At 61.4% G+C, this 19734-nt stretch carries 13 protein-coding genes and 4 pseudogenes; 9 read left to right on the top strand and 8 right to left on the bottom strand.

What is annotated here, in order from left to right; all coding sequences use genetic code 11:
- Positions 1-11 precede the first annotated feature (11 nt).
- Positions 12-650, top strand: a pseudogene (locus tag OKW30_RS37030) (alkene reductase); the annotation flags it as partial.
- Positions 651-1342: 692 nt separating this feature from the next.
- Here OKW30_RS37030 and OKW30_RS37025 read toward each other — a convergent pair.
- Positions 1343-2654, bottom strand: a pseudogene (locus tag OKW30_RS37025) (Nramp family divalent metal transporter).
- 317 nt (positions 2655-2971) lie between these two features.
- Here OKW30_RS37025 and OKW30_RS37020 point away from each other — a divergent pair.
- The 3 genes from OKW30_RS37020 to OKW30_RS37010 all read left to right on the top strand — a co-directional run bounded on the left by OKW30_RS37020 (position 2972) and on the right by OKW30_RS37010 (position 6895).
- Positions 2972-3988, top strand: a complete 1017-nt coding sequence (locus OKW30_RS37020; protein ID WP_260336540.1) for a YncE family protein — start codon at positions 2972-2974, stop codon at positions 3986-3988.
- Positions 3989-3996: 8 nt separating this feature from the next.
- Entirely contained in the window at positions 3997-4962 is a 966-nt protein-coding gene (locus tag OKW30_RS37015; RefSeq protein ID WP_429349073.1) for a sterol desaturase family protein, read from the top strand.
- Between the two features lie 1057 nt (positions 4963-6019).
- Positions 6020-6895, top strand: a complete 876-nt coding sequence (locus OKW30_RS37010) for an alpha/beta fold hydrolase (RefSeq protein WP_429349072.1) — start codon at positions 6020-6022, stop codon at positions 6893-6895.
- 325 nt (positions 6896-7220) lie between these two features.
- On the opposite strand, the gene OKW30_RS37005 is transcribed toward OKW30_RS37010, so the two are convergent.
- Together OKW30_RS37005 and OKW30_RS37000 are read right to left on the bottom strand one after the other, a co-directional pair.
- On the bottom strand, positions 7221-9203 hold the full coding sequence (locus tag OKW30_RS37005; RefSeq protein ID WP_429349071.1) for a phosphatase PAP2 family protein: 1983 nt from the start codon (positions 9201-9203) through the stop codon (positions 7221-7223).
- 514 nt (positions 9204-9717) lie between these two features.
- Positions 9718-9999: a DUF4148 domain-containing protein gene (locus OKW30_RS37000; RefSeq protein ID WP_429349070.1), complete on the bottom strand. Its 282-nt coding sequence runs from the start codon at positions 9997-9999 to the stop codon at positions 9718-9720.
- Positions 10000-10917: 918 nt separating this feature from the next.
- Between OKW30_RS37000 and OKW30_RS36995 the strand changes: the two genes are divergently transcribed.
- Entirely contained in the window at positions 10918-11574 is a 657-nt protein-coding gene (locus tag OKW30_RS36995) for a peroxiredoxin (protein WP_187616109.1), read from the top strand.
- A gap of 57 nt (positions 11575-11631) precedes the next feature.
- Positions 11632-12699 (top strand): rhodanese-like domain-containing protein, encoded by a 1068-nt coding sequence (locus OKW30_RS36990; protein WP_429349069.1) that lies wholly within the window; start codon positions 11632-11634, stop codon positions 12697-12699.
- A gap of 196 nt (positions 12700-12895) precedes the next feature.
- Here OKW30_RS36990 and OKW30_RS36985 read toward each other — a convergent pair.
- Positions 12896-13048 (bottom strand): annotated as a pseudogene (locus OKW30_RS36985) (EamA/RhaT family transporter); the annotation flags it as partial.
- A 420-nt stretch (positions 13049-13468) separates the two neighbouring features.
- On the opposite strand from OKW30_RS36985, the gene OKW30_RS36980 reads away from it, so the two are divergent.
- Positions 13469-14086 carry a dihydrofolate reductase family protein gene (locus OKW30_RS36980; RefSeq protein WP_429349068.1) on the top strand — a complete coding sequence of 206 codons (618 nt, stop codon included), beginning with the start codon at positions 13469-13471 and terminating at the stop codon, positions 14084-14086.
- A 36-nt stretch (positions 14087-14122) separates the two neighbouring features.
- On the opposite strand, the gene OKW30_RS36975 is transcribed toward OKW30_RS36980, so the two are convergent.
- Positions 14123-15067 (bottom strand): LysR family transcriptional regulator, encoded by a 945-nt coding sequence (locus OKW30_RS36975; protein ID WP_184070308.1) that lies wholly within the window; start codon positions 15065-15067, stop codon positions 14123-14125.
- 173 nt (positions 15068-15240) lie between these two features.
- Here OKW30_RS36975 and OKW30_RS36970 point away from each other — a divergent pair, with 173 nt between their 5' ends.
- Complete coding sequence (locus OKW30_RS36970; protein WP_184070306.1) at positions 15241-16458, top strand: FAD-dependent monooxygenase; 1218 nt, start codon at positions 15241-15243, stop codon at positions 16456-16458.
- A 247-nt stretch (positions 16459-16705) separates the two neighbouring features.
- Here OKW30_RS36970 and OKW30_RS36965 read toward each other — a convergent pair whose 3' ends face one another.
- Positions 16706-17041: a hypothetical protein gene (locus OKW30_RS36965; RefSeq protein WP_184070304.1), complete on the bottom strand. Its 336-nt coding sequence runs from the start codon at positions 17039-17041 to the stop codon at positions 16706-16708.
- A 261-nt stretch (positions 17042-17302) separates the two neighbouring features.
- On the opposite strand from OKW30_RS36965, the gene OKW30_RS36960 reads away from it, so the two are divergent.
- On the top strand, positions 17303-18517 hold the full coding sequence (locus OKW30_RS36960; RefSeq protein ID WP_429349067.1) for a TIGR03118 family protein: 1215 nt from the start codon (positions 17303-17305) through the stop codon (positions 18515-18517).
- Between the two features lie 150 nt (positions 18518-18667).
- Here the strand turns inward: OKW30_RS36960 and OKW30_RS36955 are convergent.
- Positions 18668-18754 (bottom strand): annotated as a pseudogene (locus OKW30_RS36955) (VF_A0006 family four-cysteine protein); the annotation flags it as partial.
- 46 nt (positions 18755-18800) lie between these two features.
- On the bottom strand, positions 18801-19538 hold the full coding sequence (locus tag OKW30_RS36950) for a transporter substrate-binding domain-containing protein (protein WP_187627228.1): 738 nt from the start codon (positions 19536-19538) through the stop codon (positions 18801-18803).
- Positions 19539-19734 lie beyond the last annotated feature (196 nt).

Here is a 19734-nt window from a genome sequence, read left to right as displayed (position 1 = left end):
CACATAGGGAGGTCCCGCGCGCGCTGGAAACCGACGAGATCGCCGGCGTGGTTGCGGCCTACCGCCACGGCGCTGAAAACGCCAGAAAGGCAGGGTTCGACGGCGTGGAAGTCCACTGCGCCAACGGTTATCTGCTTGACCAGTTCCTGCAGGACTCCACCAATCAGCGCACTGACGCATATGGTAGGTCGATCGAGAACCGTGCGAGACTGCTGCTCGAAGTCACGGACGCGTGCGTCGCCATATGGGGCGCCAACCGGGTCGGCGTGCATCTGTCTGCGCGCGGTGACGTGAAGTCGATGGGCGATTCGGACCCTGCGGCCACCTTCGGCTATGTCGCAGGCGAGCTCGGCAAACGCCGCATTGCCTTCATCTGCGCGCGTGAAGCGCTGGGAGACGACCGGCTCGGACCCGCGCTGAAGGCAGCATTCGGTGGCATCTATATCGCCAACGAAAAGATGACCAAGCACATCGCCGAACGTTTGCTTGCGGTCGGCGACGCCGACGCGGTTGCTTTCGGGCAGATGTTCATCGCCAACCCGGACCTGCCGCGCCGACTTAGATTGGACGCATCGCTCAATGAGCCGCGGCCCGAGATGTTCTATCACCCAGGGGCAGAAGGGTACACGGATTACCCGGCGCTTGCCTGACCGTACAAATAGCCACCCCCGGGCCTCGCACCGGCGAGGCTTTCTTTGGGACGATCAGCCCAGACAACGGAGAAGCCCGCCAGGTCGACGTACGCTTGCACCTGGAGATGCCGCTTCGGACCTCATCCGCATAGCCAGCCAGGTGCCCATGGGTCAACGCCGTTCTTACCGTATGTTTCACAACTCAAGGCGAACATGGAAGCAGCGATCGTCCCTAGGGTCTGTTTACATATGGAACGCACGTGCGTTGCCGCGAGAAGGGCCGCTCGCAAGGATTGCGACGCCGCGAATACTCCGACGTATTCGCAAGGAGCATGACGCAGCGAGCGGCCCTTCTCGCGGCAACCCCCGTTCTGAATTTCATTCCAGGGGAATGCCCGCTATCGGCCGCATGGCGGCGTCGTGCGTCGCTCACGTGGCGCGGCCACGCAGCGCTCCTTACTCCTTTTGCCCTGCGCCCCGAAGGAAGTCCCCTTGGGGGACGGCCGATAGCGGGTATTCGCACGTGTGTTCCATATGTAAACAGACCCTAGGCATGCACCGGCATCGCAGACGAAAGCGAACGAATCGACAAGCCGTTTTTGGAGCCGGAGCTCTGGTCCCCCAGCGGTCAGTCGATGGCTGGCGAACAAACTTCGCCGTCCATCGCACCGGGAGCGCGGCCCATCCCGAAAGAGTCCGGGTGGGCTGCATCAGCTTGCAGGCATGCCCGGAATGCTGACGCCGAACGACTGAAGCAATAGCACCGCATTCAGCGCGAGGATGACGACCGTCGCGGCAATCGCTGCAATGTCCGTTAGCCGTCTATTGACGAACTCGCCCATGATGTCTTTGCGGCGGGTGAAGAGCACCAGCGCCACCATTGGGATCGGCAACGCAAACGAAAGTACGACCTGACTGATCACCAGCGCCTGGGTGGCATTCACGCCGAGGCCGACCACCACGAACGCCGGCACCATGGTCACCAGACGTCGCACCCAGACGGGAATCCGGAAACCGACGAAGCCCTGCATGATCATCTGGCCAGCCATGGTGCCGACAACGGAACTGGAGATACCCGAGCTGATGAGCGAAATCAGGAAAACCGCCGCCGCGCCCGCACCGAGCAACGGCGTGAGCGTATGGTAAGCAGTTTCGATTTCCGCGACGTCGCGGTGGCCGGCATGGAATGCCGCGCTGGCCATGATTACCATGGCCATGTTGACGAGACCTGCGAAGAAAAGCGCAACGATGACTTCCCGGTTCGAAAAACGCAGCAGTGCGCGGTGCTCGTTCGCGTTGCTCGCCGGAGTCCGGCCCTGAGTCAGCCCGGAATGGAGATAGATCGCATGTGGCATCACGGTGGCGCCCACGATACCGACCGAAACGGTCAGCGCTTCCCGGTTTGGCATTGAGGGCAAGATCGAGTGCAATCCGGCCTGTCCCCATGCGACGGGCGCAATGAACAATTCCACCAGGTAACACAGACCGATCACAGCAACGAGCGCGCCGATGATGATCTCCATTGGCCGGTAGCCGCTTTTTTCAAACACCAGGATGCCGTATGTCACCACGGCGGTCACCGCCATGCCGGCCATCAACGGCATTTTGAGCAGCAACGCGAGGCCGATTGCGCCACCGAGGAATTCGGCCAGGTCGGTTGCCATCGCAGCCACTTCGCTGACACACCACATGACGAAGACGGCCTTGCGCGGCAGTTGCTCGCGACACATTTCCGCCAGATTACGGCCCGTCACGATGCCGAGTTTGGCAGAGAGCGCCTGGAACAGCATGGCGATCAGGTTGGCCATCAGTACCACCCACAGCAGCGTGTACCCAAACTGGGAACCGGCCTGGATGTTGGTCGCGCAAATTGCCTGGGTCCATGTAGGCGATCGAGGCAATCACTGCGGGCCCGGCGAACAGCAGCGCAGAGCGCAAGCCGGTTCGTTTGCCGGCCAGCACATCGCGAATCGCAACAGTCGTGCGATCTGTGAGCGTATTTTTGCCGGCAGTGCTGTTCATGGACACTTCCCGACTTCTCTGGACAAACGTGGCACTGCTATTACTCCAGGTTCTTTAGCGCGTGATGGCAATATACAACGGCCAAACTCCGCGGATGAACGGGGCGGGTGCTGCGCAAAGCGCGCCCGGGGCCGCGGGAAGCTCGGTCAAATACGGCGAAATCGCATGCGCATCGTCAGCTTCGCCTGAAATTTGTTAGGCTACTGACAGGAAGCGGTTGAGCATCGCTCCATATCAGCGCCATTCGCAATTCGTCCTTGCGTGACGGTGAATCCATCCAGCAGAATGAGTGGTTAATTCTCTCATGCACGCCCTCCATGAAGCTTTCACGTCGCGAAGTACTTGGCCGTAGTCTGGCCATTCCCCTGAGTCTCGGCCTGTCGCCTTTCCTCGCCCTTCGTTCAGGTATCGCCAGCGCGGCGCCCCCCAATCTCGCTATCGTAATGAATTCCGGCGAAGCCAGCGTTTCGGTCATCGACATGGCGTCGCACAAGATCGTCCGGACATTGCCGACGTTGCGCGAACCCAGTCACTGGGCGCTTTCGCGCGACAGAAGCAAGCTCTATATTGCCGACGCCAGCGGCAATGCACTGTTCATTGTCGACCCGCACACCGGTTTGGCGCTTGGCCATAAGGTGATCGCCGATCCGTACCAGCTTGGCTTCACGCCGGATTTCCGCTACCTCGTCGTCAATGCACTGCGGCTCAACTATGTCGACATCTACCGCCCCGACGACCTGACGCTCGTCAAGCGCTTCTCGCCCGGCGGCATGCCGAGCCACCTCGACTTCTCGCCGGACTCGCGCTGGAGCTTCAATTCGATGCAGGAGTCCGGCACGCTCGTTTCATTCGACCTGACGAACCTGACGATCCGCTGGAAGTCGAACGTCGGATCGACCCCCGCCGGCGTGCTCTGGCACAACGGCAAGGTACTGGTCTGCGTGATGGGCAGCGACCATGTGGCGGAAGTCGATCCAGTGACGGGTAACGTGCTGCGGCGGGTGAAAACCGGCGTCGGCCCGCACAATGTCTTTCTTACGCCCGACGGCGCGACGCTCTACGTGAGCAACCGGATCGGCGGCTCGCTGGTGGCGCTCGATCCAACCACCCTCGAGCTTCGTCGTACCTATCCGTTCCACGCTGCGGGGCCAGATGATATTGCTGTCGGCCCCGACGGCAAGCTATGGGTGACGCTGCGTTTCCGGGAGCAGGTCGCCGTACTCGATCCAGCCAGCGGTAACTATGAGACCATTAATGTCGGACGCTCGCCGCACGGCATCTTCCTCACCACCGAAATGAGCCGCCCAGGTCTCGTTACCGCCGAAACGCTCTAACGCCCATCATGCTGATATTTCTCGACAGATTCTTCAATATGCTGGCCGGTGAAATCGACCAGTATCTCGTTCTGCCGTTGCTGTATCACTTCGGCTGGATGCAATGGGAAGAGCTTTCCTTCGACTGGGCGCTAATCTGCGTCTATGGCCTCTTCGCGGTTATCGTCACGTATGCGGTTTGCTGGCCGCTCGAAGCACTCTTTCCGATCGAACGCTGGGATGACCGCAAAGCCGTCGTAACCGACGCGTTCTATACGATCCTCAACCGCGTCGGGGTGTTGCCTGTCGTCAGTTTCCTGCTGTTCTACCAGGTGCAGGTGTGGGTGAACGGCTTCGTGGTCGATCACGGCTACATACCGCCAACGCTTGAGACGTTGATACCGCCGCTTCTCGGACATCCGGTCATTACCTTCATCGCGTACGCGCTGATTCTGGACTGTGCCGATTACTGGCGTCACCGCCTGTCGCACTCATACCGTAGCTGGTACGCACTGCATGCGTTGCATCATGCGCAGCGACAGATGAGTTTCTGGTCGGACGACCGCAACCATCTGCTTGACGACCTGGTCGCCGCAATCTGGTTCGGCATCGTCGGCCTCGCGATCGGTATTCCGCCGCTGCAGTTTCCGCTGCTGTTCCTGTTCATGCGCTTCATCGAAAGCCTGAGCCACGCCAATATCAAGCTTTCGTTCGGCTGGCTCGGGGACCGGTTGATCGTCTCGCCACGCTTTCACCGGTTGCATCATGGCCTGCGCGCGGCCGGCCGCAATTCCTGTAACTACGGCGCCGTCTTCCCGATCTGGGACGTCGTGTTTGGTACAGCGGACTTCTCCGCCGAGTACCCGCCTACAGGCGACCGGCGCGCACCGGAATCGATGGCCACGGGCGGCTACATCGCACAGCAACTGGGCGGCTTGCAGTTTTTCCATGAACAGTGGCGGCAACCGGCAAAGGCTCGTCGCAGTTCCTCCTGAGAACATCCCTGCATTGCGCCAATGCCCAAACGGGCCGGTTCATGTGCGCCTGGATTTGGTCCGGACCGGCTGGTGCAAAGAACCTGTCAGCAGACGTAAAGCATCTGCTCTGTGCCTTTGAACCTGAGGTGCGATAATTGCAGTTGCCGGTTTCAGAATGCCCGGATGCCGGCATTTACCCGCGCTCTATCCAGCTATCCTCAGTTCAAAGAGTTCGAAGTGGTAAAGACTCTCAAGCAAAGATCAGGGCACATACACGTCGCGATACGGCCTGCGCTCCGGCAACATAGGGGGCTGTCTCTCCCCGACGCGATGCGCCCGTCAAGGCGCCCATGGAGTGAATGATGTTGCGCAGAACCAGTTCCTGGTTTGTGCGTTACACGCCCCGCGCGCGCGTTCGCACGCTCGCGCGTAAAGCGATCGGGCTGGCAATCTTTGTCAGCGGTTCCGCAGTGATTGTCGTGTATCTGCTACGACGCGTCTCCGAAGGCTAAACGTCAAAGACAGGCGTGGCGCATTTGATTTCCAGGCAGTCCCGCGATGCAAACGTCGGGCGTCTGGAGCTACAGAGCAGCGCCCTCGCGGCTGGCAGCCCGACGCTTCGACTTCCTTTCCCTGGCGTTCAGGCGCGATCACCGGAGGCACAAGGCAGCCGTAGTGTTAGAACGGGCAGCGCAGGTGACGCAGTGACGTACCTGCTAAATCTGGTTGGCGATGACAGTTACGGTATGGCCGTGAGTGCCGCAATCTCGATGACAACGTCTGTCACTTGAATGGCCGCGTTCGCGGAGTCAGCGGTCGCTCGCGTAATGCCGTTAGACGTCTCAAACTAGCCGACACCCGTCCGACGCGATCGGCCGCGCCCGGACCCGTTTCTGCCACTGCGGTAAGTTTCCCATGATGGACACCTCCTGTTCCAAAGGATAGGTGTGCACGAAAGCGGGTCAACTCCACAGCACGAAAAACGCATCCATACATGGGCCGGAGACCGGCCTCTAATTAAACTCGTCATCAATATCTACTGCGTGATTCGTATGAAGGTCAAATTGGAAAGGCAATGACGAAGACGATTCGCTGCCAGTGGGACAGTGGAGAGATCGCGCTGGACGTGGATGAGGCCGGTAGCGGCGCTTCGGTCGTCCTCCTGCCGGCCCTGAGTACGATTTCCACGCGCCTGGAGATGCGCCCGCTGCTCGACTTGCTCGCGCCTCAGTTTCACGTGACGACGGTTGATTGGCCGGGGTTCGGCGATCAGGCGCGGCCAAAGGAAGAATGGTCGCCGGAGCTTCTCTCGGAGTTTCTTAACTGGTTTCTAAGCGACATCGTGGCACCACCGCACGCCATTGTGGCGGCCGGACATGCAGCCACCTATGCGCTTTACCAGGCCGTCTTGCGCTCAGATACGGTTGATCGCCTGGTCCTCATCGCACCGACGTGGCGCGGCCCGTTGCCGACGATGATGGGTGGCCAGCGGGCCTGGTTCTCCCGTGTGCGCTCTGCCATTGATCACCCCCTCGCTGGCCCGCTTCTCTACCGGCTCAACGTCAGCCGCCATGTCATCACCATGATGGCGAGAGAACACGTTTACAGCGATCCTGACTGGCTTGGCGGCGATCGTCTCGCGGCCAAACTCGCCGTCACCCGTGCACCCGGAGCCCGGCACAGTTCGGTACGCTTTGTGACCGGTGCGCTAGACCGGGTCGCCAACCGTGCGGCGTTCCTTGATCTTGCGCGCCGAGCCAACATTCCGATCCTCGTGATCTACGGCGATCAGACGCCGCCGAAATCGCGTGTCGAAATGGAGGCGTTAGGACAATTGCCAAATGTTCAGGTTGAATGGGTCATGAAGGGCAAGCTCGCGATTCACGAAGAGTTTCCAGAAATCGTCTCCATTGCCATCAGGCGGTTTTTGACGAAGGAATCGCCGCTTTAGACGATCAACGACAGACGGTCATAGCCAGACGCTCTGGAATGCTTCCTCTATCAACTGTCAGGCACAGGACGATGCCTGGAACTCCATCGGGCTGCACACCTCGCCAGGCATCCCGGAGCGCGTGTCGCCGCTCGCGAAAGTACTTGCAGCCGCAGTGTGCACGGATCTCTTCGCAGCGCATTTCGAAACCCGCAGGGATGGGGAGCGCGCTGTCGAGCGCGGTGCGCACCTCATGGATGACGCGCATCGCGATCCGGCCGGGCATCAATCATCCGCATTACAGACAGCGGGTTATCCGGGCGACGCATAGCCAAATATGGCCGCATTACGAATCGATGTGCACCGACACGCCGGTGGACGAATAGACCGGCGTCGCCTTGTGGCCGTCGACCGTGATCGTCGTGAACTGCTTCGTCGCCCCGTTGCCATCGATCAGATCGATGGTGTCGCCGACCTTGGGCGCATAGCCGCTCACGAACTTCACGTGTAGCGTGCCGCCGGCGATGGTCAGCTGATTCCCAACGTACAGTTGGCCGGCGCCTTTACCGTCAATGTCGAGTTCGAGTGTCGTGCCGGCGAGCTGCGTGTACTTGCCGACGATGGACACGGGCGACGCCGCCGCGATGGTGATGCCACCCGCACCCACATACACGTCGCCCGTGCCGAACGCATTCGGAGAATCGGCCTCGAGCACGCCGCCGCTTACCTGGGAGCCGCCCGACCAGGTGTTGTTGCCGCCGAGCTTCAATGTTCCGCTACCCTGCAGCGTCAACTTCCCTGCGCCGGCAATGTCGTTGCGCCACAAATCCGACGCGTTGAATCCGCCTTGGGACGCATCCATCGAAACGATGACGCTGCCATGGAACGCACCATATCCGTCCCCGGCTGCAAACATGTTGAGGCGGCCCCACCCTTCCGCATCGTCCATGACCGGATAGCCGGAAGGAAGCTCGGTCGTTTTGAGCACCACGCGGCGCTGCTCAGCGCTCAGATACGGAAAGCGCGTCTCCAGTAACACCTCCGCACCCTTCGGCACAACGGGAGGCGCATTGGTCGATTCGATCGGAGCAAAGCCGAACGTCATACGGCGAGCGAAGTCCGCTTTGTTCGTCGCGTAGTCGGCGAAGCGGTCCGTCGCTGCCGTGCCGGAGTGGGCGAAAGCGGCGAAGCTCGTCGAATTGGTATTCGTCGACTGCATCAGGGCCGCGTGCGCCTGGCTAAATGCGGCGCTCTTCAATGTGGCGTTGCTCGGATCGGAAAGATTCGCAGCAGTCGCCGCAAGTGCAAACATTCGACCAGCAATGACGTCGAGCGGCGAGTGCATACCGGCGAAAATGCGGTTTTCGCCAAGTTCGAGGCCGCGGCTCGCCATCTCCTGGAACCGCTCCGGCAGCACGTAGGCCATCGTCATCGCGTCGCGCATGGCCTCCGCCTCGTGACCGCTGATAAATCCGCCATCGGTCGAAGGCGTGGTGCTCTCGGCAGGCACCAGAGTCGGATCTACCACGACACTCGTGCTCCAGCGGTATGGCCGGGCGTATTTGTAGAAGCGCTTGGCCGGCTCGGTGGACGCGTTGTTGCCCATGATGTTGAGCAGGTCGACAACCTGGCCGAAACTGGTGTTGCCGCCACTGCTGCCGACGCCGATGTTGTTGCCGTTGTCGTTGTACAGAACGGTCGTCGCATCCGCCGGAATCGACGTGATGGTCGTTACCTGCTGCGCCGCCGCGCGCCACGCATTGGTGAGCGGTCCCATGCCATCGGTCACGCTATAACCTTTGCCGCGCCGGTCGTCGTAGTAGGCTGCGTCGGCCTGTGCCGGAGTTCGGTTGGTCGTCTCGGCGACCACGAATTGAATGTTTGCGGCATGGACGGCACTGTTCACGACAGCCCCACCCGGCGTACCGTCATTGGGTAGTCCTGTCCACGTGGACTGCACGACAGCCGGAAAGGAACCATTGGCGGGCGCGGAGACACCCGCATCGACGATCTCGGTCAACGGTTGCCAGATGTCGAGGAATCGCGAGACGACACGCACGCCCGCATTCGTGGCGAGCGTCGCATATCGCGCATCGCCGCGCTGGTTAGTCGCAATCGTGTCGACGAACGCGGGCACGTCGGGGATTGCGGCGTTGTCGACAAAACCGGGGTCGGCAGGGGGCGCCGGGATCGAGGCCGTCGCCGTCGTCGTCGAAGTGTTCGAGGCGCTCGGCGTAGAAGAATCATTGCTACCACCGCACGCGGCTAGTATCGCCACGCTTGCGAGCACCGTGAGGCGCAGCGGGAGAGGGACGCGAAAATGTGGCATCACGAGACTTTCTTGTGGTTGTTGGTGGCGTCGGATTGTGCGGGTGAATTATTACGGCATTGTTGCGACTGATTACGCGGTATCGGATATCGTGGCGCGATTCGCAGGTATCCCGGAAGACCTGGTGGTCGAAGCTGCACATGCGTCGCAGACGTGTGAACGCAGAACTCCTTAGTATTTGATTGCGGCTCATCCGCATTCGCGAAGCATGCGAAAGGTTTCATTCCGCGAGGTATTGGTGCAATGTCGATTCGGAACGCCAACCACAGGGCGATCCTTTAACGGACAACCGTTTCGCGTGAGCCTAAAACCACCCCTTTACCGTCGCCACTCGCCAGACGACAAACATGACGAGGCCCACCGACGCGGCGGTCAACAGAATGAAATCAATCGAGCGCACTAGCTTTTTCATATCGACGTTGGATCGGACGCGCGACGTCCGCATGAGAACCGGAAGTTAGGCGTGTGGAAGTACCGAAACGCTCGTATGGAATGTCGAACGCTCACCAGCACTTCAGTGATGCGAGAAAAGCGCGTTATCTGAGGGCGTTGCGTAGGAAAGGCGATGTCCGGATTGCGAATTCACAACCGGCCCTGAACCGTAGTCGTTATTCGCGTGTGCCTGCCGCGGGCTGCTCTCGTCCGGATAGTGCACTTTCGACTGATGGAGCGTGCCGTTCTGTTCCGCCTGTATGACGTTCGCTTCCACCTCGGAGCGAGTGAGGGGCTGCGCCGACGAGAGCGCTGGAATGGCGATCGTGGTTGCAAGGATCGCATGAGCGATAAGTGCTTTCATAAGTTGGCTCCTTGGTGAATAGGCAAATTTCGATGGATCGAATGGACCACGCTAACTGCATTGAAAGCGAGTCGTTCTTCACGCAGAGGCGGACCGCGAACAGATAGCGATCGACGGGGCGCCCGGGATTCAGTGCGTGGATATGAAGGTACGCCCTGCAACCTTAAAAGCCGCTTATCCCGTCTCCGAAAAATGCGCGGCATCCGCCAGCCATGTTCCGACCGTTTATCAATGAAAAGGCGATCTGGCAGTCGTCTTTGACGAACCGGGTTCGCCTGACTCGCCAGGCACTGCGGACTGACCCGCCGCAACCGCGAATATCCGCACTTCGCCGCCAAACCGGGCCATCATGGCGAGCATTCAGCAGATGTTTTTCGAGCGGACGGAGGCTGCGTTTGTTGCAGGCGCTTCAGTACCGCACGCTCCGACGCGCCTCGCGCTTGCTCGCATGGCGTGGACGACGAGACGGCCACGCCGGGCACCACGCGTTAGCGCCCGGCATTGGACGACCGAACGGTCTGATCAAATGAGGGTCGGTAAATCTGTGCGCTATCGAACACACGCCGGCGAGTCGAATGTCCATGATTTACCGGGAAACGTCATTCCCCTAAGCCGTTTCGAAGTGGCCAGCCGGACTGACTTCGATGGGTGTCAGCATGGCTTGTGCGTAACGCGCTATATTTGAAACCTCACTGCGCGATGCGGCAATGCTCGTATTCGCCCGACAGGCGACGATCTCGAGCTTCTTCTGCACGGCGACGCCCTACTTGCTGCGCGTGTATGCGCCGCGAAAGCTTCGTCTATCGTTGTGAGCGTTGGTGATTTTCAATCCCCGAGATTAACCGGGCTCGTGTTGGACCGTTGCAGACAGGCCTGGCTCGGGTCTTCCGCTTAACCACGACTTCACAGGACGGCAATATGTCACTTCGTATCAATGACACCGCGCCCAACTTCACCGCGCGGACCACGCAGGGCACCATCGATTTCCACGACTGGATCGGCGACCAATGGGCGGTCCTGTTCTCTCATCCGAAAGACTTCACGCCGGTTTGCACGACTGAACTGGGCTACATGGCGAAGATCGAGCCGGAGTTCACCAGGCGCAACGCGAAGCTGATCGGGTTGTCGGTCGATCCGGTCGAAGACCACGAAAAATGGGCCGCGGACATCGAGGAAACGCAGGGCGCCGCCGTCAAATACCCGATGATCGGCGACACCGACCTCGCGATCGCCAAGCTGTACAACATGCTGCCGGCCGACGCGGGCGATACCAGCGAGGGCCGTACCGCCGCGACCAACGCGACCGTGCGCTCGGTCTTCATCATCGGTCCCGACAAGAAGATCAAGCTGACGCTGACCTACCCGATGAGCACCGGCCGCAACTTCGACGAAATCCTGCGCGTGCTCGATTCGATCCAACTGACCGCCAAACACAAGGTCGCGACGCCGGTCAACTGGAAGCAGGGCGAAGACGTGATCATCACGTCCGCGGTCAGCAACGACGAGGCGCAGCAGATTTTCCCTGGTTTCAAGACCATCAAACCGTATCTGCGCACCACCAGGCAACCGGGTTGACAGATGTGGCACGGCGGCCGCGTGCGGCCGCCTCGCCGACCTTCCTAAGGGATACAGATGATTTTTCGTCAGCTGTTCGATCCTGCTTCGTCGACCTACACATACTTACTCGGCGACAGCGGCGAGGCGGTGCTCATCGACCCCGTCTACGAGCAGGTGCCGCGCGATCAGGCGCTGCTGCGCGAGCTGGGCCTATGGCTGCTCACGACGCTCGATACCCACGTGCACGCTGATCACGTAACCGGCGCATGGCGCATGCGTTTGCGTTGCGGCAGCGAGATCGGGCTTGCCGGGGTCGTCGAGGCGAAAGGCGTCACGCGAGCGCTCGCGCATGGCGATCGGATCGACTTCGGCACGCGTCATCTGACCGTGCGCGCGACGCCTGGCCATACGAACGGCTGCCTGACCTACGTGCTCGACGATCTGAGCATGGCCTTTACCGGCGACAGCCTGCTGATTCGCGGCTGTGGCCGCACCGATTTCCAGCAGGGCAGTCCGCAGCAGTTGTTCGCGTCCGTGCGCGAGCAGATCCTGTCACTGCCGGACGACTGCCTCCTCTATCCCGCGCACGATTATCGCGGCATCACGGTGACGAGCGTGATCGAGGAGCGGCGCTTCAATCCGCGTCTGGGTGGCGACGTCGACGTCGGCGATTTCGCCGGGTACATGAACAACCTGAATTTGCCGCATCCGAAGCAGATGGCGGTCGCGGTGCCCGCAAACATGCGTTGCGGGCAACCGGAAGGCGGCGCCGAAGTTGCGACCGAAACGCCGGATTGGGCACCGTTGACGCTGCGCTTTAGCGGCGTGTGGGAAATCGAGCCGATGGCGCTGCTCGAACATGGCGCCGCGTTTCAGATCGTCGATGTGCGCGAGGCGCCCGAGTTCATCGATCGTTTGGGTCATCTGCCGGGCGCGAAGCTGGTGCCGCTGTCGCAATTGACAGGGCGGCTCGATGAACTGGAGCGCGAGCGGCCGGTGGTCGCGGTGTGCCGGTCCGGCGTGCGCTCGGCGCAGGCAAGCGTGTTGCTGACGAAGGCGGGGTTCGGCAAGGTGGCGAATCTTGCCGGTGGGATGCTGCGGTGGAGGACGGAGGGGTTGCCGGTTGCGTCGGATAGTGTTTGAGGGGGAGTCGGCGCTTCGGAACCCCCACAAGCTCAGCCTTGGCCTTGGCGACAGCCTCGACCTTGCCCCAAAGCCGCGCCAGCCTTCGAATAGCCAGCGCTCCGTTGCGCCGGCCGCGTGACCAGCCAGATCCCCCGCATACGAGCACCAGGAAATTGAAAACGGTAACTTTGCCAACGTCGTTATATTTCAGCAGAAGACTCCACAAGGTGAAGGCCACTGCGGACAGCAAAGCGAGATAGGCCAGCAATGCCATCGATCCCAGCGTGAACGCGTGCAGCGAACCACCGGTCGCGTAGCCCGCCGCAAGCAGAACGGCGCCGCCAAACCCGAGTTGATAACCCGTCATGACCATGACGTCCATGCTCTGCGAAATGTGCTTTCCGGGCGGTTTCAAGGGTGAAGCGCAACGGGGTTAATGAAACGCAGGCGGATGCGGCTGCTTCGCGTCTTGCCACGCGTCGCACGGGCACGCCAAATACGGCCGCTGAGACCCATCGGCCATCGAACGAAATGCCACGGGCGACCGGACGTTACGCCGGCTGCTATGTCCGCATCACTGTGTCGGGCGATCTTCCGACCATGCGCTGGCGAGTGGTGCGCACCTTCACACCTGCGGCGCAGGCACCCGTGGGTCCAGTCATTGTGCGCCGACCGCGCGATGCTCGCTCGCGCGGCTTCACCCGGTGCGGACGTCGATTGTCGATCCGCACGCGACTCGTTCGTCGTATAGATGGAACCGATCAGGTTCATCGCCCAGGAGCGCATCATGCGCAAGCACATCGTTTCCATGTTCCTCAGCCTGGATGGCGTCGCTCAATCCCCCGGCGCGCCCGAGGAGGATGCCAGTGGTGATTTTCGTTTGGGTGGCTGGATCGTCCCTTACGCCGACGAAGCGGTCGGCGCAAGTGTGCATCATCTGCTCGCGCAGCCGTTCGAGTTGCTGCTAGGGCGTTGCACGTACGACATATTCGCGCCTTATTGGCCATATGTACCGGCCGATTCACGCAACCGCGACATGGCCGACCAGTTCAATCAGGTCCGCAAGCACGTGGCCACGCATCGATCAGATACGCTCGGTTGGCACAACAGTCATGCGCTGAAGGGCGACCTTGCCGACGCGATACGCGCGCTGAAACTTCAGGACGGTGCCGATCTATTGACGTTCGGCAGCGGCGACATGGTGCGCCAACTGCTGGCGGCGGGCCTCGTGGATGAACTCCAACTCCTGATTTATCCCGTCATGCTCGGGCACGGCAAACGCCTGTTCGGCAACGACGCGCAAGCGTCCGCCTTCACGCTGGCACACGCGACGAGCACCCCCGGCGGCGTGCTGATCACGCGCTACACCCGCAACGGCGAAGTCCGAACCGGAACGTTCGAGTAAGCGCGAAGCTTCCGATCGACGCTTACAAACGAAGGCCTATTTCTTCCTCACGTCCCGCGCTCGCCTGCCACGCGCCACGGTATCGGCGAACAGGTCGATCACGACCTCGCGCAGCCAGCGATTGCCTTCATCCTGATGGACGCGCTCGTGCCACAACAAATGGATCGGCGCGGCGGGCAGCGTCATCGGCAGCGCGCGCAGGCTGAGCGAGAAGGGCGTGGCCAACTCCAGAGCGAGGCGCTCGGGCACCGTGGCGATCAGGTCGGTACGTTGCAGGATGTAGCCGACGCTCATGAAGTGCGGCACCGTCAGTCGCACCTGACGCCGCACGCCGCGCCGTTTCAGCCACTCGTCCACTTGACCGTGGCCGGTGCCGGCCGACACCACCACCAGATGCTCAGCTTCGCGCCACGCGGAAAGCGTGAGCGGCGCGTCCTCGAGTGGGTGAGTGCGCCTGAACAGACAGACGTAGCGCTGATCGAACAGACGCCGCTGATAGAAACCACCCTTCAACTGCGGCAACAGACCGATCGCCAGGTCGACCCGGCCGTCGGCCATTTCGTTGCTCAGATTGACGCTCGTATTGCGCACCGTATTCATCGCGATGCCTGGCGCGACGCGCGACAATCGTTCCAGCAATGCGGGCAAAAACACGACTTCGCCAATGTCGGTCATACCGATCGTCATCGTACGGATCTCGCGCAGCGGATCGAAGCCCGTCACCGGATTGAGCGCGGCGTGCAAGGTGGCGAGCGCCTGCGAGACCGGTTCCGCGAGACGCAGCGCGAACGGGGTAGGCACCACGCCGCCCGGCGCCCGCACGAACAGCGGATCACCGAGCAGGCGGCGCAGCTTCGCGAGCGCATTGCTGACGCCCGGCTGGCTCATGTTCATTTGCTCGGCGACGCTCGCCACGCGCCGCTCCTGCATCAGCCGCTGGAACAGCAGCAGCAGGTTGAGATCGAGATCGCTCAGTTCCATGGTCTCGGCATGACCTAAGGTCATTCATTTCAGTGATGAAGTAGATTCATTTCATCTTATTGAGTAATGATCGTCTAGTGCTGAAAATACCAACACGGTATCCGCATGCGACGCGCCGGGCGCGCGTTCCAGAGTGGCCCGAATCGATAAACCCGCATATCGGAGACACAATCATGAACCGGATGGATCTGAGCATCGCGATCGTCGGCGCCGGCATCGGCGGCCTTACGCTGGCGCTCGCACTACGCGAACATGGCATCGATGCGCAACTCTACGAGCAGACCGATGAGTTGCGCGAAGTGGGCGCGGCCGTCGCACTGTCGGCCAACGCGACGCGCTTTTACGAGCGCATGGGGCTACGCTCCGCGTTCGAATACGTGTGCGCCGAAGTACCCGGGCTCATTTATCGTGATGGCCGCAGCGGCAGCGTCATTGGACATCATCGCGGCATGCCCAGCTATCGCGAGCAGTTCGGTGGCTCGTACTGGGGCGTTCATCGCGCCGATCTGCAGGCGGTGCTGTCGAAGGCAGTTGGTCTCGAGTACATCGAGCTCAGCCATCGCCTGGTCGATCTCGTGCAGCATCCCGATCGCGTGAGTCTCGCGTTCGACAACGGTCGGCGCATCGATGCCGATCTCGTGATCGGCGCCGACGGCGCACGCTCGATTACGCGACGCTGGATGCTCGGCTACGACGACGTGCTGTATTCCGGTTGCTCGGGCTTTCGTGGCATCGTGCCGGCCGAGCGCATGGACCTGTTGCCCGATCCGGAGACGATCCAGTTCTGGGTCGGGCCCGGCGGCCATCTGCTGCATTATCCGATCGGCGACAAGGGCGATCAGAACTTCCTGCTGGTCGAGCGTCATCCGTCGCCGTGGCCGTCGCGCGACTGGGTCATGCCGTCGACCGAAGGCGAGCAGTTGCGCCTGTTCAAGGACTGGCATCCGGCCGTCGTGCAGATGATCACGGCCGTGCCGATCAGTCAGCGCTGGGGCCTGTTTCACCGTCCGCCGCTCGGCCGCTGGAGCAAGGGCCGCGTGACGCTGATCGGCGATGCCGCGCATGCGCTCGTGCCGCATCACGGCCAGGGCGCCAACCAGTCGATCGAGGATGCCGTGGTGCTGGCCGCGCAACTCGCCAAGGCGGGCCCGGGTAAGTGGCGGGAAGCGCAGGAAGCCTACGAGCGTCTGCGCCGGGGCCGCACGCGCAAGGTGCAGTACGCGTCGATCAGCACCGCGGACGTGTTGCATCTGCCGGACGGCCCCGCCGCGCAGGAACGCAACGCGCGGCTAGGGGCGCGCGACAGCATGCTGCATCACCTCGACTGGATTCACGATTTCGATGCGCTTGCGCAAGAGCCGAGCGCGCGACAAGGCGGCACGTGGCTTTGAGCCTCTCCATGAGGCTTCAATAGGGAGGCGGTGGGCCGCATGCTCATGCCAGGCGCCTCTCTCCAGCCACTACGCGTCACATGCAACCCATTGACCGAGTGGCGCGTCAACCTGATCACGTTACCTATATTGCCGCTCGTCTACTATCCGGGAAACTGCGCGCCGGTCGCAATTGCACCTATGTCGCTGCGATCGCAGCCCTTTGTGCTTGCGCTGATTCGCGGCTGACGGTTATTTCTACCAGCTGTCAATGGCCGGTAGCGGCTGGCGACACCACGCTCGGGGTCGCCAGCGTGTCGTTGCTCTTGGGAGCGGCGGTGGTGTCAGACGTCGAGCTGCTATTGCTGCTCGGCAGGCCCGAGTTCGGTGCCTTGGCGCCCATGCCGCTGTCCGAGTTGGTGGTGCCCGGCATGCCGTAGCCGCCCGTCGTTGCGCCGTTCATCTGGTTCGACGGACTAGCCGTGCTGCCGGCTGTACCGGTCGAACCGCTGCCACTCTGACCTCCGGCCGCCTGCGCATAAGCGCCGCCCGACAGCGAGAGTGCGGCGACGGCCGCGACTAGTGTGATGGTTGCCTTGCTCATGATCCGCCCTTCCTTAATTGGACTGGAAGATAGACGCAGACGGTTCCCGCCCGCGCTACAGCAATGTCGCAAACAGCGTGCCGCGTGCTTTTGTAGGCAGCGAAGCGATCGGCGGCGCACGAAGTGGCGGTCGTGGGGCGACTCCAGCCGTTGGATCGCACGAGATCTGCCGCGAAATAAGCCCCTCTCCGCTGGAATAAACCCCGCGCCGTTCTCGTTCATTGACCGTTAAGTCCTTTGGGCAGAACAAGGAGTGCGGTCATGAAGTCTCTACTCGCTCTATTCGGCGTCGTTGCATGCGGCGCGGCCGTCGCGACTCTGATGTCATGCGGCGGCGGTGGCGGTGGCGGTGGCGGCGGTGGCGGTGGCGCGAGTTCGAGCAGCGCGAGCCCACCCGTCCAGTCGTCATTCGCAGCGACGGCCCTCGTATCCGATGGCGCGGTGCCCGCAGCACACACCGACGCTAATCTGAAAAACCCTTGGGGCGTCGCATTCAATCCCAAAGGTTTCGTCTGGGTCGCGGACAACGGCACCAACGTCGCGACGCTCTATGACGGCAATGGCGTGCCGCAATCGCTGGTCGTCACGATACCCGACGGCAAGAACGGCTCCGCATCGCCCACGGGCATCGTTTTCAATGGAACACAAAGCTTCGGCGTCACGGAAAACGGCAAGTCTGGAGTCGCTGCGTTCATCTTCACGGGCGAAGGCGGCACCATCACCGCGTGGGCGCCCGCCGTAGGGCCGACCAATGCGTTCGTCATGTACGACGACGGTACGGGCGGCGCCGTCTACAAGGGTCTCGCGCTCGCCGCGATGAACAACGGCAACTTCCTTTACGCGACGGACTTCCATAACAACAAGATCGACGTCTTCGATACCTCGTTCACGAAGGTCGCGATGCCCGGCGCCTTCACGGACCCGGCGATTCCAGCCGGCTTCGCGCCGTTCGGCATTCAGGCGATCGGCTCGAATCTGTTCGTCACCTACGCGATGCAAGACGCGGCCAAACACGACGATGTCCCGGGCGCGGGGCTCGGCATGGTCGATGTGTACGATACCGCGGGCAACCTGAAGCAACGCTTCGCGACAGGCGGTCCGTTGAACGCGCCGTGGGGCATTGCGCAAGCGCCCGGTAACTTCGGCTCGATGAGCGGCGCAATTCTGATCGGCAATTTCGGCGATGGCATGATCAATGCCTTCAACGCGTCGAGCGGTCAGTCGATGGGACAGATCAGTGGACCGAACGGCAGTCCGATCGTCGAGCAGGGCGTGTGGGGCATCGCGTTCGGCAACGATCTCAGCAATCAGCCTTCCAGCACGCTCTTCTTCGCGGCGGGGCCGAATGACGAAGCCGATGGCGTCTACGGAAGAATCGATCTGAATACGGCGTCGAGCTCAGGTACGAACACGGGCACGAACACGGGTACGAACACCGGCACAAGCGCGGGCGGCGGGATGAGCATTGGAATGTAGCGCTAAGCGCGCAATTGAGAAGCGCCGCTCTCGATGCGAGAACGGCGGTATTGCTTATGCGAGACGATGTGTGCTTGAGCAGTGCGTGTGATGATCATCACATCCACGCGTGGTTGAGCACCAGCGATGTCAGGTCCTGGCTGCCCTGACTCACATCTGATTCTGACGCCGGCATGTCCGCAATATCTGCTGAACTGCAAATGCCCCTCGCACGGTTTGCACATTCTGCAGCGGGCAATCGTAGCATTTTGCGGTTCGGTGCAGCACTTGGCCGACGCCCGTCTTATACTCGACCCGCGAGAGCGGGATCGATCTCGTTGTTCGTCAGGCCGAATTCCGCCATGCGAGCACGATGATCTGGCGAGCCCAGATATGAACGAAGGGCTGTGTTTACCGCCTGGATCAGATCGCTGTTACTTCTATTGAACGAGAATGCCCCGAGCGGAGGCTTCTGCTGCTTGCCCTTCGTTCCCGGTTCGTGCTCGATAGCCTCGAGCATTGAGCCTCCGATCCGGTTCGCAATGTTCCGATTCCCCAAGGCCGTGCTCGCATACGCATCGACGGCGCCAGAGAGAACCGCTTCGACAGCGTCGGCCTGATGCTCGAAGACGACTATTTGGTCCTCGCTTACGCCAGACGCTTTCGCTGAGTCGTGCTGCACCTGTCCGGCTATGATGCCAAGGCGCGCATCAGCGCGTTTGGCAAGCGACACGTAGCTGTCGAGCGCTTTCGGGTTTCCAGTCCGAACCAGAAAACCGTCTGCGATCCCCCATACCGGGACGCTGAACGCGACCATATTGGTGCGTTCGCGTGTGACGAACAGCGGAACGTTCATATCCCACCTGCCTGCTTCAACGCCGGGCAGAAGTTCACTAAACGACGTCAGATGATGCTCGATCCGGGCTACGCCGATCCCTCGAAGAACCGCGTCGGCCAGATCGATGTCAGCGCCCGTGGCGGTACCATCTGCTTCCGTCCAACCGAACGGGGGTTCTTCGATGTACGCAATCGTTACCTTCATCGCTGTGTCTCGCCAATTGGGAACGGCCATCAAATGCCGGGCCGAATGTTGACGATTCTACTTACATGCGCGGTTGTCGTTGCGGCGGCTCTCTCTGAAACGAACGCGGTTATGCCTGGATCGGGTGTCGGTCTTATGAACGTTGGTTGGATTGCGCGGCATCGCTACGGAAACGCACCCACGTCTTCCGGTCAAT

Source organism: Paraburkholderia sp. Clong3 (assembly GCF_050436485.1).
Taxonomy (GTDB): domain Bacteria; phylum Pseudomonadota; class Gammaproteobacteria; order Burkholderiales; family Burkholderiaceae; genus Paraburkholderia; species Paraburkholderia tuberum.
This window is presented reverse-complemented; position numbering and strand designations above follow the sequence as displayed.

What these genes read in the sequence shown, in the direction of transcription:
- OKW30_RS37010 (WP_429349072.1), top strand. Translation starts at nt 6,020, where the DNA reads ATGACGAAGACGATTCGCTGCCAGTGGGACAGTGGAGAGATCGCGCTG.
- OKW30_RS37020 (WP_260336540.1), top strand. Translation starts at nt 2,972, where the DNA reads ATGAAGCTTTCACGTCGCGAAGTACTTGGCCGTAGTCTGGCCATTCCC.
- OKW30_RS37005 (WP_429349071.1), bottom strand. Translation starts at nt 9,203, where the DNA reads ATGCCACATTTTCGCGTCCCTCTCCCGCTGCGCCTCACGGTGCTCGCA.
- OKW30_RS36980 (WP_429349068.1), top strand. Translation starts at nt 13,469, where the DNA reads ATGCGCAAGCACATCGTTTCCATGTTCCTCAGCCTGGATGGCGTCGCT.
- OKW30_RS36995 (WP_187616109.1), top strand. Translation starts at nt 10,918, where the DNA reads ATGTCACTTCGTATCAATGACACCGCGCCCAACTTCACCGCGCGGACC.
- OKW30_RS37015 (WP_429349073.1), top strand. Translation starts at nt 3,997, where the DNA reads ATGCTGATATTTCTCGACAGATTCTTCAATATGCTGGCCGGTGAAATC.
- OKW30_RS37000 (WP_429349070.1), bottom strand. Translation starts at nt 9,999, where the DNA reads ATGAAAGCACTTATCGCTCATGCGATCCTTGCAACCACGATCGCCATT.
- OKW30_RS36990 (WP_429349069.1), top strand. Translation starts at nt 11,632, where the DNA reads ATGATTTTTCGTCAGCTGTTCGATCCTGCTTCGTCGACCTACACATAC.
- OKW30_RS36970 (WP_184070306.1), top strand. Translation starts at nt 15,241, where the DNA reads ATGAACCGGATGGATCTGAGCATCGCGATCGTCGGCGCCGGCATCGGC.
- OKW30_RS36960 (WP_429349067.1), top strand. Translation starts at nt 17,303, where the DNA reads ATGAAGTCTCTACTCGCTCTATTCGGCGTCGTTGCATGCGGCGCGGCC.
- OKW30_RS36975 (WP_184070308.1), bottom strand. Translation starts at nt 15,067, where the DNA reads ATGGAACTGAGCGATCTCGATCTCAACCTGCTGCTGCTGTTCCAGCGG.
- OKW30_RS36950 (WP_187627228.1), bottom strand. Translation starts at nt 19,538, where the DNA reads ATGAAGGTAACGATTGCGTACATCGAAGAACCCCCGTTCGGTTGGACG.
- OKW30_RS36965 (WP_184070304.1), bottom strand. Translation starts at nt 17,041, where the DNA reads ATGAGCAAGGCAACCATCACACTAGTCGCGGCCGTCGCCGCACTCTCG.